Below are 15,516 nucleotides of genomic sequence, written 5' to 3'. Positions count from 1 at the left end.
ACGCTTCTCGCAATGACGGCGGGAGACTCCCATATGCCCTGATAGAGGCATGAGGGAGCCGCCCATGGTCGAGCCGCCGCCTTTCGCCGCGCCCTATGCGCCGCCGGACGAAGCCTTCGCCGCCGCCTTTCTGGCAGACCGTCCGGACGCGTCTTTGCGCGCAGCAATCGACTCCAAGGCGCTTGCGCTCGTTCGCGGCATGCGCGCCGAGCACAGCGCGCTCGGCGGCGTCGAGGATTTCCTCCATGAATTCTCGCTGTCATCGCGCGAGGGCCTCGCCGTCATGGCCCTTGCCGAGTCGCTCTTGCGCGTGCCCGACGACGCCACGGCCGACCAACTTCTCGCCGACAAGCTCGCCGCCGGCGACTTCTCCCATCACGAATCCGCCTCCGACACGCTGCTCGTGCAGGCCTGCGCCTTTGCGCTCGGCTTCTCGGCGCGGCTCGTGGGGCCCGGAAAAGACGAGAGCGCCGAGCCGCGCGGTCTCGTCGCCGATCTCGCGCGGCGTCTCGGTCTCCCCACTTTGCGCATCGCCGCGCGGCAGGCGATGCGGCTCATGGGCGCGCATTTCGTTTTCGGCGAGACAATCGACGACGCGCTGTCGCGCGCGAAGGGCCGGCGGGAGAGATTTTCCTTCGACATGCTTGGCGAAGGCGCGCGCAGCGCCAAGGACGCGGAGCGCTATTTCGACGCTTATGCCAGCGCGATAGAGGCGATCGGCGCGCGCGCGGGCGATCGGGTTTTGCCCGACCGCCCCGGCATATCGGTCAAGCTCTCAGCGCTGCATCCGCGTTATGAAGCCATCTCGCGCGAGCGCGTGCTGAAGGAATTGCCGCAACGCGTGCTTGCGCTCGCCCACCTCGCCAAAGCGCGCGACCTTGCTTTTACCATAGACGCTGAAGAAGCGGACCGTCTCGAGCTTTCGCTGGACATAATAGCGCGCGTCGTCGCCGATCCCTCTCTTGCCGGCTGGGAGGGTTTCGGCCTTGCCGTGCAGGCCTATCAAAAGCGCGCCGGCGCAGTGATCGATTACATCGCGGCGCTGGCGGAGAGCTACGATCGCCGCTTCATGCTGCGTTTGGTGAAGGGCGCCTATTGGGACAGCGAGATCAAACGCGCGCAGGAGCGGGGCCTCGCCGATTATCCGGTCTTCACCCGCAAGGCGATGACCGATCTCAACTATGACGCGCTCGCGGCGGGCCTGCTCTCCCGGCCGCGCCTCTATCCGCAATTCGCCACGCATAACGCCCGCAGCGTCGCAGCGATTCTCGCACGCGCCGGGACGCGCAAGGATTATGAATTCCAACGCCTGCATGGCATGGGCGAAGCGCTCTATGCGGCGCTGGCGCAGATGAATGACGCCCCGGTGCGTATTTACGCGCCCGTCGGCCCGCATCGCGATCTGCTTGCCTATCTCGTGCGGCGATTGATCGAGAACGGAGCCAATTCGTCATTCGTTGCGCGCGCGGCTGATCCGCAGATGTCGGAGGCGGCGCTCGTCGAGGATCCGCATGAGAGGGTTGGCGACGCCGCGCAGGCGCGCCATCCGCGCTTGCCTCTGCCGGCGCAAATCTATGAACCGTTGCGCGCCAATTCGAAGGGCGTTGAATTCGGCGACAAAGCGGCGCTCGCTGCTTTGCTTGGGGAGCGCGACGCCGCCCCGCCTCCGGCGCCAGCGCGGCCGAGCGCCGTTGGGAAAAATGCGGCTCGGGATGTCTTATCTCCCATCGACGGCGCTGTGGTCGGGCAAGTGACCGAGACGGACCCCGACGGCGCGCGCGCAATGATGGCCAATGCCGCGAGCGCATTTCCGCACTGGAATGCGACGCCCGTGGAGACGCGCGCGCAAAAACTGGAGCGCGCGGCGGATTTGATCGAGGCTCGGCGCGGCGCCTTCATCGCGCTCTTGCAGAGTGAAGCGGGGAAGACGCTCGACGACGCGCTCGCCGAAGTCCGCGAAGCGGCGGATATGTGCCGCTACTATGCTTCGGAGGCGCAGCGCATCAGCAGCGAGATCAGGCTTCCGGGGCCGACCGGGGAAGATAATCGCCTGCGCTATTCCGGACGCGGCGTTTTCGTCTGCATTTCGCCGTGGAACTTTCCTTTGGCGATCTTCCTGGGGCAGGTCGTGGCGGCGCTCGTCACAGGCAATGCCGTCGTCGCCAAGCCCGCAGAGCAGACGCCGCTGATCGCGGCTTTGGCCGTCTCGCTTCTTTACGAGGCGGGCGTTCCGCGCGCGGCCCTGCAATTGGCGCCGGGCGCCGGAGACGTCGGCGCGGCGCTTGTCGCCGACCCTCTCACGGCGGGCGTCGTCTTCACCGGCTCCGTGGAGGTCGCCCGCCATATCAACCAATCGCTCGCCGCCCGCGAGGGCGCCATTGCGCCGCTGATCGCCGAGACGGGCGGCGTCAATGCGATGATCGTCGACTCGACGGCGCTGATCGAGCAGGTGGTCGACGATGTTCTCGCTTCCGCCTTTCGCTCGGCAGGGCAGCGCTGCTCGGCGCTTCGATTGCTGTGCGTTCAGGAAGAGATCGCGCCCACGGCAATCGAGACGCTCATTGGCGCGGCAAAGGAACTGCGCATCGGCGATCCGCGCCGGCTCGGCGTGCATGTCGGCCCGGTGATCGACGCCGACGCGAAGGCAAAGCTCGATCGCTATCTCGCTGTTCAAAGGGAGGCCGGGCGCCTGCTTTATGCGGGCGAGGCGCCGACACCCGGATACTATGTCGCGCCGCATATTGTGCGGCTCGATCGAGTAGCGGATTTGCGCGAGGAGGTCTTCGGTCCGGTTCTGCATGTCGCCACTTGGCGCGCGCGCGATTTCGACGCGCTGCTGCACGAGATCGAGACGAGCGGCTATGGGCTGACCTTCGGATTGGAGACGCGCATCGAGGAGCGCATTCGCGATGTGGCCGCGCGGGCGCCGGCGGGAAACGTTTATGTGAACCGCAATATGATCGGCGCCGTCGTCGGTAGTCAGCCTTTTGGCGGTTTTGGCCTTTCCGGCACGGGGCCGAAGGCGGGCGGGCCGGAATATCTGCGCCGCTTCCTGCGGGAGGCGACGGTGACGATCAATACGGCGTCCTTCGGCGGCGATGCGGGTCTGCTGTCACTCGAAGAGTGATGCTTTGGAATGCGAGCCTGAAGGCTCGCGGTCCGGGGCGCGGGCCTTCAGGGCCCGCATCGTCCGCGACAATTTGTTCTCACGGCTTCGCTTGAAGATGACGCTGGCCCCGACGATTTTTTTGTCGTCGAGACGTGCGAACGTCGCTCAAAAGCGTTGGAATTGGTCATTTACCTTACGGAGGCAGTGATGGCTCAAGAGCAGAATGCGCCCGTGAAAAAAGACGTCGGATCTTCTCTCGTTTCGCCCGATCTTTGGGATTGGCGCCCCTTCGAGGCGCTGCGCCGCCAGCTCGACCGCTTCTTCGACGAGGCGCCCGTGGCGCGGCGGACAGGCGAGGTCGAGCCTTTCGATCGCTTCATGGGCTGGGGCTCGCCCCCCGTCGACTTCGTCGAGCATGACAATGAATATGAAATGACCGCCGAGCTTCCCGGCCTCGACGAGAAGGACGTCGAAGTGAAGCTCGTCAACGGCGCCCTCGTCATGAGCGGCGAAAAGAAGGTGGAGCGGGAGGAGAAAGGCGAGGGTCGGTTCTTCTCGGAACGCCGCTACGGCGCCTTCAAGCGCAGCTTCCGCCTGCCCGACAACGTCGACCCGGACAAGATCTCCGCCAACTTCGAGAAGGGCGTGCTGAAGGTCACGCTGCCGAAAAGCGCGCAGCCAAAGTCCGAAGAGAAGAAGATCGACATCGCCGCCCAGAAATAAGCGGCAGGCGCAACGAACCCGATCGCGACACGGGGCGGGTCTGCTTCTTGCGCCAGGCCCCGGTGCTCTTGGTGCGATTGCGCCTCTGCGGCAGCGCGTCCGCATGCCAAGCCGTCACGACCCGCGAACTCGCGCACCATCGGGGCTGACGGTTCGGCTGTTGGGCGCCGATCTCATAATCTCTGGGCTCTACCGCAAGCCTCGTTTTCGATCCGAAAGACGTTCAAGGTTGGCCGCGTTTGCCGCTGCCGCGCTTCTCCAGAACGCAGCGCCTGATCGCGTCCTCCTTCTCGCGCCCTCGAAGAATGCCGATCTTAGGCTCGCGCTTGCACTCGCCCCAGAGACGTCGTGCGGCGATATGTAGCTCGAAACAATGGCGTAGCTCTTTGCTCGCACTCGAGTCGGCGACCTGATCCCGGCAACGGCGGTGAATGCGTCGCGCCTCGAATTTGGACAAGGAAGGCCCAGACTGCTGGCGGTCCGCCTGCACGTCCCCGGGGCGTTCCGCTCGAACCTGCTCGGCCTGAGGCGCCGCCAGGCTCATTTGCGGCGCGCCAACAGCAAAGATGAAGGTCGCCAGAAGACAAGCTCGCGCCAGCCGATTCGCTCTTAAACGCTGTTCTGTTTCTGCATGCTCAAACGGTAGCTCTTGCATAGCGTCCCCGCTCGCCTTAGCAACGGATGATAGCGCGTCTGGGCCCCAAGGGCGCGCGAATGCTCCACGATAGGTTCCGCAAAGTATGAATGATAGGCCTTTCGTCTTGGGGACTGCCAGGACTGTTCAATCGGCCGCGCCAGGCTTTTCTGTCGCCCTGGGGACAAAAGCCGAATTCCTGCTTCGCGACGAGTTGCTCTGCGAAATTTTCGCGGAAACGGCGAAGCGCCACCCAAACGCCAATGCCCTGAAAAGCTTACGTCATTCCATCAGCTATCGGGAGCTTGACGCCCGATCGGACGCCCTCCGCAGAGGGCTGCTCGCCCTTGGCGCCGGTCCTGGCGACGTCGTCGGTCTTTGGATGGCGCGCGGGACCGAGGCCCTCATCGCGCAGCTCGCCATCGCGAAGACTGGCGCCGCATGGCTGCCATTTGACGCGGAAGCGCCGGTCGACCGTATCGCCGCCTGCCTGGAAGACGCCGAAGCGCGCTTCTTGCTCACCAGCCAGGAATTCTCCGCCAAGGCTTCTGGCCATCTGCCTGCTCAGCTCGTCATCGCCTCGGAGGCGAGCGTCGAAGGAGACGATCGGCTTCCAACAGCAAGAGAATTGGGCGCGACGCCAGAGCATCCCGCCTATTTTATTTACACGTCAGGGTCCACCGGAAAGCCGAAAGGCACAATAATCACCGGTAGGAATATTTGCCATTATCTACGCTCGGCCAACGAAATCTATGGATTCTCCTCGTCCGACGTGACCTTTCAAGGCGCCTCGCTCGCCTTCGATCTGTCGATGGAGGAAATTTGGGTCAGCTATCTTTCGGGGGCGACGTTGTTTGTCGCGACCGCCGAGATTCTCGCTGACCTCGAAACTTTGCCGGCCGTTTTAGAGCAGGCGGGCGTCACCGTGCTCGATACGGTTCCGACTTTGCTGAATGCGCTCCCGCGCGACGTCGCGACGCTACGGACGATCATCCTCGGCGGCGAGGCGTGCCCTCCGAGCGTCGCGGAGCGCTGGTCGCGCGACGGCCGGGTTATCTACAACAGCTATGGCCCCACGGAAGCGACCGTCGTGGCGACGATCGCCGAGGTCCGCCGTGGCGAAGCCGTGACCATCGGCAAGCCCATCCCGAACTATTCCTGCTATGTGGTCGACGAGACGCTCGCTCTGCTGCCTCCCGGCGCAGAAGGCGAGCTTCTGATCGGCGGGCCGGGGGTCGCGAAGGGCTATCTGAAGCGAGATAGCCTCACGGCCGAGAAGTTCATCGAAAATCCTTACTACGATGGCGGCCTCGATCCGATCCTTTATCGCTCCGGCGACGCCGTCATTCTGAATGAGTCCGGCGACCTCGTTTTTCGCGGGCGTGTCGACGATCAGGTCAAGATACGCGGTTTCCGCGTCGAGCTCGGGGAAATCGAAGCCGTCATCGCCTCGCACGTCGATGCGCGCCAGACGGCGGTCGTGCTGCGGAACGACACTGGCCTCGACGAGCTTGTCGCTTTCATTGTGACGGACGCGCCATTGCCGAGCGAACGCGAGTTGCGCGTCGCGCTACGCAAGGCGTTGCCGTCCTATATGGTCCCGTCGCGGTTCGAGGCGATCGCGTCTTTGCCGACGCTGACATCGGGCAAGGTCGATCGCAAGAGCCTCCAGGCCATGCCGCTGTCGCAGCAGTCGGCGCCGGACGACGAGCAGGACGAGCCGCGCAACGACATCGAGGCGCGTCTCCTGGACGCGGCAAAACGGGCGCTATCGACTCCGACGGTTCCGCTCGAAGCGGATTTTTTCATGGATTTGGGCGGGCATTCGCTCCTTGCCGCGCGCTTTGTTTCCATCGTTCGAGAAACGCCGAGTCTGGCGTCGATCACTTTGCACGACTTGTACGCGCATCGGACGTTGCGCAATCTCGCCGTCCATCTGAGGGAGAATGCAAAAGAGTCCGTTAAGGAGTTGGCCTTCGAGCCGCCGCCACTCAAACGGCGCGTTCTCTGCGCTTTGGCGCAGCTCGCGGTCCTGCCGTTTCTCTTGTCCATCTCGGCGGCCCAGTGGCTCGCCATCTTCATTTCTTACACGCTGATTACCCCCGTCAATGCAAGCTTCGTTGACGAGGCGCTGAGCCTGTTCGGCATCATTCTCTCCATCACTGTATCCACCTTAGTCATCTCAATTGCGGGAAAATGGCTCGTCATCGGGCGCACCAAGCCCGGCCGGTATCCCCTCTGGGGCTTCTATTTCTTTCGATGGTGGCTCTCCCAGCGGCTGCTGGGGTTGAGCAACGCGAGGCTGCTGCAAAACTCGCCGCTGATGCCTTTGTACCTCGCCGCGATCGGCGCAAAGATCGGCCGAGACGCGCAGATCAGCGATATCGAGGCTGGCGCCATCGATCTCCTATCGATCGGTTCGGGCGCATCGCTGGGCTCCAAGCTCAAGATCGCCAACGCAAGGGTCGAAGGAAACGAGCTTGTCATCGGTCCGGTCGAGATTGGCGCGGATGCGTATATCGGCACGGGCTGCGTGATCGAGGAGGGCGTCTTCATCGGCGACGGCGCAGCGCTCGAAGATCTGACGTCCTTGCCCGCCGGATCGCGCGTCGAGGCGAATGAGATCTGGGACGGCTCGCCCGGCCGGCGCATCGGAGCCGTCGATCCTGAGGCGCTCGAAGCGCCAGCTCAGGCGACGATCGTCCGGCGCCTTGCGGTGAATCTGGTTTCCGCGGCGTTGGCGCTTTTCCTCCCGATCATCGGGCTGCTGCCGATTTTTCCGGCCTTCTGGGCGTTCGATACGATCGAAGCCGCCATGAAGTTCTCGGAGTCGGAGTACCACTATTACCTCGCGGCCATTCCCCTGCTTGCATGGCCGACCGCCTTCGTCCTGGTGTTGGCGACGATCGCTCTGGTCGCCATTTTCCGCTGGACGGTGCTGCCGCGCGCGGCGGCGGGAAGATATTCGGTTTGGTCGGCGTTCTATCTGCGTCGCTGGGCCGTTTCCCTGGCGACGGAGGTTGCCCTTGAAACGCTGTCGTCGCTTTACGCGACGCTTTACATGCGCGCTTGGTACCGGCTCATGGGCGCCCGTATCGGCAAGGGTTCCGAAATCGCCACCAACCTTGCCGGCCGTTACGATGTCGTCTCTCTTGGCGAGAACTGCTTCATCGCCGATGAGGTCGCGATCGGGGACGAAGACATCCGCAGAGGTTGGATGCATCTTGAGCCAGTCGCGGCGGGCGATCGCGTGTTCGTCGGCAATGACGCTGTCGTGCCGCCCGGCGCCACACTGCCGTCGGACGTCCTTATCGGCGTCAAATCCAAGCCGCCGGCGGGACAAAAGGTCGAAAGCGGCGACACTTGGTTCGGCTCACCGCCGATACTGATGCCGGCACGCCAGAAACTGGATTCCGCTGATGTGGCGCTCACCTTCAATCCGACGCGACTGAGACGCATTGGTCGGGCAGCTTACGAAGCGCTGAATATCTCGCTGCCGTCGATGCTTTACATCACGCTCGGCACCTGGGCCGTCGAAATCTTCGGCGATAAGCTGATCGCCAAGGACTACCTCGGCTTCGCCGGGCTCTTCATTCTTGCCTCGATGGTAATCCCCTTCGCGGTGATGCTCGTCGCCGCAGCAGTGAAATGGACCACCATGGGACACTACAGGCCTCAAGTGCGGCCAATGTGGTCCTTCTGGGCGATCCGCAATGAGACCAGCACGGTTTTATATTGGGGAATGACCGGCCGCATTTTGCTCGACTACCTGCGGGGAACGCCGTTCCTGCCCTGGGTTTTGCGGGTGTTCGGCGCGAAATTCGGCAAGGGCGTCTATATGGACATGACCGACCTCACCGAATTCGACTGCGTGAAAGTCGGCGATTACTGCGCGCTCAACATGGGCAGCGCGCTGCAAACGCATTTGTATGAAGACCGGCTGATGAAGATCGGGTCGATCGAGCTGGGTAAAGGCGTGACCTTGGGCTCAGGATCGACTGTCCTCTATGACACCCATGTCGGGGATTATGCGCGCCTCGGTCCGCTGACGGTCGTTATGAAAGGCGAGACGATTCCGCGCGCCTCTGAGTGGGTCGGTTCTCCCGCCGAGCCTGCGTGAACGTCATCGTTCACAAGCCGCGCTCAATTTTCGACGATCCCCTTGGCCGCGAGGAAGGCCGCCTGAAACGCGAGGATCGTATCGAGACAGTCGAGGAATATCTGAGGGCCGCTCGCTGTCGGCGCGTGAAAGACGAGCGAGACAGCGGCGCCGGCAAGCGCAACCGCCGCAGAGTTCCGGGCGGAAAGCCAGGTCGCCATCATCAAGCACTCCCTCGACTTTCGAAATCGAAACAGCAAAGCCGCTTCCAGGATTGCGCCGGTTGCAAAGACCAGCGCGGAAAACGGCGTATCGACGGAAACGTCGTGGCCTCTGCGGGCAATTTCGCTCCAAACGTCGTAGGAGCCCTGACAGCCGGCGACCGCAAGGACCAGCGAGAGCATAAAGGCCGCCGCTCTTTCGTAAAAGACGCTCCTTCCAAAAGAGATCGCGACCAAGCCGTAAATCGCGCAGTCGTAAATCCAGGAAGCTCCATCCTCGAAATACTTCCCCGAGGCGGAAAGCCAATCGAAGGCGACGCTCGAAACGCTCATCGCAAGCGCCAGGATGGAGATCAGCCGAAGCGCCTTCAAAAAGCGCTTGCCACTGTCTGACTCTCGAACGCTCGCCTTCTTCAAGGTTTCCGCCATCGGCAGCTTCCTCGGCTCTGCGCTATGGAGCGCCTCCAATCAGAGACAACGCGGACTCGTTCGGCTCGCGCAGAACGCGCCTGGCTTTTTGAAGTTGCGCGCTTTCTCTTCGCTCGGATGACATCATGCGAGCGGAAAGCACGCTACACATACGCCTGCTTTCGCCTCAAGCAAGCCTGAGGCCATTATCCTTGTGCCGGACGCTCGTCTGGCCATCCTGCCTCCAGTGACGGCCCCATGGCCCTGAAACGATCATAGAATGACAGTTGGGAAGCTGCGACCTTTTTGAAGACGACAAGATGCTTGGGACGTTTTGCAAAGTTCAAAGTCTGGCGATGCTGCGCATGCGTTGCACGCTCAAGTTGAAATTGGCCTGTTCCGTGTGCTTAATTATATCATCGTGGCTGTATATAATTTGGAGACGGCGTAAATGTTACGCTTTATTACCCTATCTGGCTGGATTCTTCTCTTCTGCGCTAGGTTGAAGGCACGTTTTTAAGCCTCGATTAAGTCATTCTGAAAATGATGCGCGCGTGTTTCGTCGACCTGGGCCAGGGTCGAGGATGAAGCCGCCATATCAATACCCGCGCTCGATCGAGCTTCTCGATCCAGGCGCCGCCATATTCGATAAAACTTGAGGAAACTATAGACGATGTCCCAGACCCAGGTTTTTCTCGACGCCATCATAAACAACCTTCCCATGATGGTCACAGTGGTCGACGCGAACACGCAGAAGTTTGTGCTGGCGAATAAAGCGACGGAAAAGGTATTTGGAACGCCGAGCGCCATCATCGGAAAAACGCTGCATGATTTGCTCCCGCGCGAGAGGGCGGATGAGTTTGCCTTAAGGGACCAGGCCGTTATCAAGTCTGGAAAAGCTGTAACTTTCGAATGTGAGTATGAAACAGAAACAAAATTGAGCCTGTTTGCGACATTGATTCCGCTGTTCGACGAGAAGCAAAATCCTCAATATCTTCTCAGCATTTATGAGGATGTGACCGAAAAGCGCAAAGCTGAAAATGATATCATATACCTTGCGCATCATGACTGTCTTACCGGCATCGGCAATCGCGCGACGTTCTACGCGAATTTGAAGGAATCATTTTCTTACTATCAACATGGCGGCATATTCGCGCTCGTGTATCTCGATCTCGACGACTTCAAATCGATCAACGACACTCTCGGGCATCCGGTGGGAGACCTCGTGCTCGTTTCTGTCGCCGAGCGGCTGCGAAAAATTATTCGCGAGCCGCACCACATCGCGCGCCTTGGCGGCGATGAATTTGCGATCATCTTCAATGGCGTTCCAAGCGTCGACGCGCTTCATGCGGCAATCGATCGAATTGTCTCGGCGATTGCGGCCCCTATCGAGACTTGCGGCAGTCAAGTCATCACGACGGCGTCGATCGGCGTCGCGATCGGGCCCGACGATGCGAGCGATCCCGACGCATTGCTCAGAAACGCCGACATCGCGCTTTATTGCGCAAAAAAGGAAGGGGGCAATACGCAGCGCTATTTCGATGTGCAGATGCTGAAGGACTTCAATGCCCGCCACGCCCTCGAGAACGATCTACGGCATGCGCTGGAGAACAACGAGCTGAAGCTTTTTTATCAGCCGCTCGTTGGCCTCTCGGACGGCCGGGTCAACGGTTTCGAAGCGCTGATGCGCTGGGACTCGCCGACGCGCGGGCTCGTCTCTCCGGCGGACTTTATCCCGCTGGCGGAAGAGACAGGTTTGATCCGCAGCATCGGCGCATGGGCGCTCAAGCGCGCATGCCTCGATGCGGCCGATTGGCCCGAAGACGTCGGCGTTTCCGTGAATATTTCAGCCTGCCAATTCCGCGATCAATCTATTCTGCTCGATGTCGCGGCGGCGCTGGGCGTTTCGAATTTGAGACCGAGCCGGCTCGAGCTCGAAATCACCGAGAGCGTTATGCTCTATAATACAGAGGACACCATCGCTATTCTCGAAAAGCTGAGACATATCGGCGTGAAGATAGCCATGGATGATTTCGGGACCGGATATTCGTCTTTGGCCTACCTCACGAAATTCGCCTTCGACAAGGTGAAGATCGACCGCGCCTTCGTCAAGGGGGTTGCTGAAAATCCAGACTGCTTGGCGATTATACGCGCCATCACCGGCTTGTGCGAAAGCCTGAACATACCCACGACCGCCGAGGGCGTCGAAACCGAGGATCAGCTCCAATGGCTCCGCGCCGAGCGGTGTGACTCGGTGCAGGGCTATCTCCTCGGTCGTCCCAAGCCGCTAGAGGCGGTTGAAAGAATCCTGGCTTGCGACGGCAAGCGCGAGGCCGTCGCGTAAAGTAGGGAGCGACTTTTCATGGCCGGATCATACTATTTCCGGTTGAACACAGTAGCGCTTGTCATTCCCGGCGGACTGAAAGTCCGACCGGGAATCCAAAGCCACAAAAGCGCTGGTTTGCTCTGGATTCCGATCGCTCGCTCGAGCGAGCGTCGCCAGTGACAGCGAACCAATCCAGCGGATTTTGCATCAGCTCGCAGGACCGACCCACCCGCATGTTGGCCACGGGGCGCCAACAAGGAATTTAGCGCGACCACGGCAAGGACCTTTCATGCGCGCTCCCGCGTTACGCAGGGAGGCAAGCGTCAAAAAAGGGAGCTGCAGCCATGGTCGCGGTGGAAAGTCTCTATCTCCTCGCGCTTCTGAGCGCATTCGTCGGTTTGATTGCGCTCCTTGTCTTAGCCGGGCCAGAGATTGCGCGGCCCGCAAGCTCGAAAAACTTCCTGGCTGGCGTGATCCTCACCGCGGCGATCGTGTCTGTCGGATCGTTCTTTCTTTACGCCTTGAGCCCCCACGCTGGCGCACGCTCCGTCTACAGCGCGACTTTGGCGCGGCCGGCGCAGATTTAACGGAAGGGTTAGAAGGCAGGCGCGCGGCGCGCAAGCTCATTGCCGCAGCGCCTGTCGAACCTAATTGTTGCGAGTAGGCTCTCGTGAAAGGTCACGGCGGATGCTGGTCGCTTTGATTATGGCCCTTGTTGTCGTCGGCTCGCTTGTCTTTCATTTTCTAAGCCCCTGGCGACCAACTCAGATAGCCTCCAACTGGGGCTTCATCGACGATACTCTGTCGCTGACCTTCATCGTGACGACCATTGGTTTTGTCGCTGTCATCCTGTTCATGTCCTACTGCCTGTACAGGTTTCGCCACCAATCCGGGCGGCGCTCCACTTACGAGCCCGAAAACCGAAGGCTCGAGCTTTTGCTTGGCGGAATAACCACCCTCGCCGTGATCCTCTTGCTTGCGCCAGGGCTTTCCGTGTGGGGGAGTTTTATCACGCCGCCAGAGGGCGCGATGGAGGTAGAGGCGGTCGGCGCGCAATGGAGCTGGAGCTTCCGCCTGCCCGGGGCCGATAATCAATTCGGCGCGACCGACGTCCGCTTTATCGACGCGGCTAATGCTTTGGGGGTCAATCCCGCCGATCCGAAAGGACGCGACGACCTCATTATCAGCAATGGCGAGCTGCACCTGCCGGAAGGCAAGCCGGTCAAGGTGCTGCTGCGTTCGATCGACGTCTTGCACGACTTTTACGTGCCGGAGCTTCGCGCCAAAATGGATCTCGTGCCGGGCATGGAAACCTATTTCTGGTTCACGCCAACCAAAACCGGCCAGTTCGAAATCCTTTGCGTCGCTTATTGCGGCATTGGCCACGCGCAAATGCGCGGCGCGCTTTTTATCGATTCCGAGAGTGACTATCGCAATTGGCTGGCGGCGCAAAAGAGCTTTGCGCAGTTGCGCAAGGCAGAGGCTTTTTGAGGCGCGTCGGGGGAGGGGGATCGACCATGACCGATGTCTCGATAGAGGACGACGGCGTTCCAACCCAGGAGGTCGAGGACGTCGAACTCTACCACGCGACGTCTTGGCTGACGAAATACGTCTTTTCACAAGACGCCAAGGTCATCGCCATTCAATATGCCTGCACGGCGATCGCGATCGGGCTTGTTGCGCTCGTGCTGTCGTGGCTGATCAGATTGCAGCTCGCCTTTCCCGGCGCCATCCCCTTCATCGACGCCAATGTCTATTACCAGGCCGTGACCATGCATGGCATGATCATGGTGGTTTATATGCTCACCGCGATCTTCCTCGGCGGATTCGGCAATTACCTCATTCCGCTCATGGTGGGCGCGCGGGACATGGTGTTTCCCTTCGTCAATATGCTGAGCTATTGGGTGTATCTGCTGGCGACGCTCGTTCTCGCCGCGAGCTATTTCGTTCCCGGCGGTCCGACTGGCGCGGGCTGGACGCTCTATCCGCCGCAAGCAATTCTTACCGGAACCCCTGGCCACGAATGGGGCATCATATTGATGCTCTCGTCGCTCATTCTCTTCATCGTCGGCTTCACGATGGGTGGCCTCAATTACGTCGTGACGGTGCTGCAGGGCCGCACGCGCGGCATGACGCTCATGCGCATGCCGCTCACTGTTTGGGGGATTTTCACCGCGGCGGTGATGGCGCTTCTCGCCTTCCCGGGCTTGTTCGTCGCCTGCGTCATGCTGCTGCTCGATCGCACGCTCGGCACCAGCTTTTTCGTTCCCGCGATTGTGGAGATGGGTGAGCGCCGCGACTACAGCGGCGGCAGCCCGATCCTTTTCCAACATCTGTTCTGGTTCTTCGGGCACCCTGAGGTCTATATCGTCGCGCTGCCGGCTTTCGGCATGGTTTCCGATCTTATCAGCGTCCATGCGCGCAAGAATATTTTCGGCTATCGCATGATGGTCTGGGCGATTCTGGCGATCGGCGTTCTGAGCATGGTGGTCTGGGGCCACCATATGTATGTGAGCGGCATGGATCCGATCTTCGGCTTCTTCTTCGCCGTCACCACGCTCGCCATTGCCGTTCCGACGGCTATGAAGGTCTATAATTGGGTGGTGACGCTCTGGCGCGCCGACATCCATTTTACGACGCCGATGCTCTTCGCGCTTGGCTTTCTGGTCACATTCGTCAATGGCGGCATCACCGGCCTTTATCTCGGCAATGTGATCGTCGATGTCCCGCTCTCAGCGACGCTGTTCGTCGTCGCGCATTTTCATATGGTGATGGGCATCGCTCCCGTCCTGGTGATCTTTGGCGCCATCTACCACTGGTATCCCAAGATCACCGGCAGATTGATGGACGAGCGCTTGGGCAAGATCCACTTCTGGATCACATTCCTCGGCGCCTATGCCGTGTTCTTCCCGATGCATTACCTCGGGCTTGCCGGCGTGCCCCGCCGTTTTTACGAGATGGGCGACGCCGCCTTTCTCCCGCACTCGATCGTCGGGCTGAATATCTTCATGACAATCATGGCGCTGATCGTCGGCTTTGCGCAATCCATCTTCTTCTACAACGCTCTCAGCAGCCTCAAGCATGGCGCGCTCGCCGGGGGCAATCCCTGGCGCGCGGCGTCGCTGGAATGGCAGACGCCGGAAACCCCTCCGGGGCACGGCAATTGGGGCAAACAGCTCCCCATCGTTTATCGCTGGCCTTACGGCTACAGCATCCCCGGCGCTGCGGAAGATTTCGTGCCGCAGAATGCGCCGCCGCAGAGAGGAGAAGATGCGACATGAGCGTCATGGGGCTCTTTTTCATCTGCGTCTTTTCGGTGGCGCTCATCTATCTGTGGCGCGAGGGCGTATTGGAGGCGTCTTGGCTGCAAGAAGGCGAGATAGCAGCCTATCGCGCCAATGGCGGCCGCCCGCCCAATGCGGCGAAGACCGGCCTCATCGTCTTTCTGGCGGTGGCTCTCTGCCTGTTCTCGTTGCTTTGCGCGGCCTTTTTCATGCGGATGGGCTCGTATGATTGGCTCTCGCCGCCTTTGCCCGGCATTCTCTGGTTCAACACAGCCGCTCTCACCGTCGCGAGCGGCGCCCTACATGTCGCGAGCGCCGCGCGAAAGACAGCGGCTCGGGAGCGAATGAGATATGCGCTATCGGCCGGCGCCGTTGCGAGTCTGGTTTTCCTGTTCGGGCAGCTCTGGGCCTGGCGCGACATGATCGCAGGCGGCTTCTATGCGTCGCAGAATCCCGCCAATGCTTTCTTCTTTCTGCTCACGGGCGCCCACGCGCTACATTTGCTGGGAGGGCTCGCCGTCCTGTTCTGGACGATCGCGCAAGCGTCGCGGAAGGAGGCGGAGAATGCCTTGGCGGGGACGGTCGAACTCTGCGCCATCTACTGGCATTTCCTGCTGGCCGTCTGGTTGCTCCTTTTTGCGCTGCTCGTCGGATGGGCGGACACGCTCGGCGTCGTGTGCCGCCGTCTTCTTTCGTGATCGAAGGATCGTCG

10 protein-coding genes are annotated in these 15,516 nt (G+C 61.0%); 8 read left to right on the top strand and 2 right to left on the bottom strand.

Annotation, left to right across the window (positions count from 1 at the left end):
• Window positions 1-64: 64 nt before the first annotated feature.
• The 3 genes from putA (at window position 65) to QNA11_RS07545 (ending at window position 8,586) form a co-directional block, all read left to right on the top strand.
• Entirely contained in the window at window positions 65-3,127 is a 3,063-nt protein-coding gene (putA, locus tag QNA11_RS07555) for a bifunctional proline dehydrogenase/L-glutamate gamma-semialdehyde dehydrogenase PutA (protein ID WP_283482542.1), read from the top strand.
• A 189-nt stretch (window positions 3,128-3,316) separates the two neighbouring features.
• Window positions 3,317-3,832 (top strand): Hsp20/alpha crystallin family protein, encoded by a 516-nt coding sequence (locus QNA11_RS07550; RefSeq protein WP_283482541.1) that lies wholly within the window; start codon window positions 3,317-3,319, stop codon window positions 3,830-3,832.
• Between the two features lie 740 nt (window positions 3,833-4,572).
• The gene (locus tag QNA11_RS07545; protein WP_283482540.1) at window positions 4,573-8,586 is read left to right on the top strand and encodes a Pls/PosA family non-ribosomal peptide synthetase; all 4,014 of its coding nucleotides are present in this window, start codon (window positions 4,573-4,575) and stop codon (window positions 8,584-8,586) included.
• A 23-nt stretch (window positions 8,587-8,609) separates the two neighbouring features.
• On the opposite strand, the gene QNA11_RS07540 is transcribed toward QNA11_RS07545, so the two are convergent.
• On the bottom strand, window positions 8,610-9,215 hold the full coding sequence (locus QNA11_RS07540; RefSeq protein WP_283482539.1) for a hypothetical protein: 606 nt from the start codon (window positions 9,213-9,215) through the stop codon (window positions 8,610-8,612).
• Window positions 9,216-9,710: 495 nt separating this feature from the next.
• Window positions 9,711-10,007: a hypothetical protein gene (locus QNA11_RS07535; protein WP_283484243.1), complete on the bottom strand. Its 297-nt coding sequence runs from the start codon at window positions 10,005-10,007 to the stop codon at window positions 9,711-9,713.
• Here QNA11_RS07535 and QNA11_RS07530 point away from each other — a divergent pair.
• From QNA11_RS07530 to QNA11_RS07510, 5 genes are all read left to right on the top strand, one after another.
• Window positions 9,916-11,538 (top strand): sensor domain-containing protein, encoded by a 1,623-nt coding sequence (locus tag QNA11_RS07530; protein ID WP_349362219.1) that lies wholly within the window; start codon window positions 9,916-9,918, stop codon window positions 11,536-11,538. The two genes, QNA11_RS07535 and QNA11_RS07530, sit on opposite strands and share 92 nt — an antisense overlap.
• Before the next feature lie 326 nt (window positions 11,539-11,864).
• Window positions 11,865-12,107, top strand: a complete 243-nt coding sequence (locus QNA11_RS07525) for a hypothetical protein (protein WP_202073652.1) — start codon at window positions 11,865-11,867, stop codon at window positions 12,105-12,107.
• A 100-nt stretch (window positions 12,108-12,207) separates the two neighbouring features.
• Window positions 12,208-13,011 (top strand): cytochrome c oxidase subunit II, encoded by an 804-nt coding sequence (locus tag QNA11_RS07520; protein WP_281928415.1) that lies wholly within the window; start codon window positions 12,208-12,210, stop codon window positions 13,009-13,011.
• Between the two features lie 26 nt (window positions 13,012-13,037).
• A complete protein-coding gene (locus QNA11_RS07515) occupies window positions 13,038-14,801 on the top strand; it encodes a cytochrome c oxidase subunit I (protein WP_283482538.1) in 1,764 nt (587 codons plus the stop codon).
• Window positions 14,798-15,502, top strand: a complete 705-nt coding sequence (locus tag QNA11_RS07510; RefSeq protein ID WP_283482537.1) for a cytochrome c oxidase subunit 3 — start codon at window positions 14,798-14,800, stop codon at window positions 15,500-15,502. The genes QNA11_RS07515 and QNA11_RS07510 overlap by 4 nt, the downstream gene beginning before the upstream one ends.
• The last annotated feature ends 14 nt before the right edge of the window (window positions 15,503-15,516 follow it).

This window comes from Methylocystis sp. JR02 (genome assembly GCF_030063565.1).
Lineage (GTDB): Bacteria > Pseudomonadota > Alphaproteobacteria > Rhizobiales > Beijerinckiaceae > Methylocystis > Methylocystis iwaonis.
Note: the sequence above shows the minus strand (reverse complement) of the source record. Positions and strands in the feature narration are given on the sequence as shown.

Coding starts and splice junctions, on each gene's coding strand:
- putA (WP_283482542.1), top strand. CDS start 65: ATGGTCGAGCCGCCGCCTTTCGCCGCGCCCTATGCGCCGCCGGACGAA.
- QNA11_RS07550 (WP_283482541.1), top strand. CDS start 3,317: ATGGCTCAAGAGCAGAATGCGCCCGTGAAAAAAGACGTCGGATCTTCT.
- QNA11_RS07545 (WP_283482540.1), top strand. CDS start 4,573: ATGAATGATAGGCCTTTCGTCTTGGGGACTGCCAGGACTGTTCAATCG.
- QNA11_RS07540 (WP_283482539.1), bottom strand. CDS start 9,215: ATGGCGGAAACCTTGAAGAAGGCGAGCGTTCGAGAGTCAGACAGTGGC.
- QNA11_RS07530 (WP_349362219.1), top strand. CDS start 9,916: ATGATGGTCACAGTGGTCGACGCGAACACGCAGAAGTTTGTGCTGGCG.
- QNA11_RS07535 (WP_283484243.1), bottom strand. CDS start 10,007: ATGATGGCGCTCGGCGTTCCAAATACCTTTTCCGTCGCTTTATTCGCC.
- QNA11_RS07525 (WP_202073652.1), top strand. CDS start 11,865: ATGGTCGCGGTGGAAAGTCTCTATCTCCTCGCGCTTCTGAGCGCATTC.
- QNA11_RS07520 (WP_281928415.1), top strand. CDS start 12,208: ATGCTGGTCGCTTTGATTATGGCCCTTGTTGTCGTCGGCTCGCTTGTC.
- QNA11_RS07515 (WP_283482538.1), top strand. CDS start 13,038: ATGACCGATGTCTCGATAGAGGACGACGGCGTTCCAACCCAGGAGGTC.
- QNA11_RS07510 (WP_283482537.1), top strand. CDS start 14,798: ATGAGCGTCATGGGGCTCTTTTTCATCTGCGTCTTTTCGGTGGCGCTC.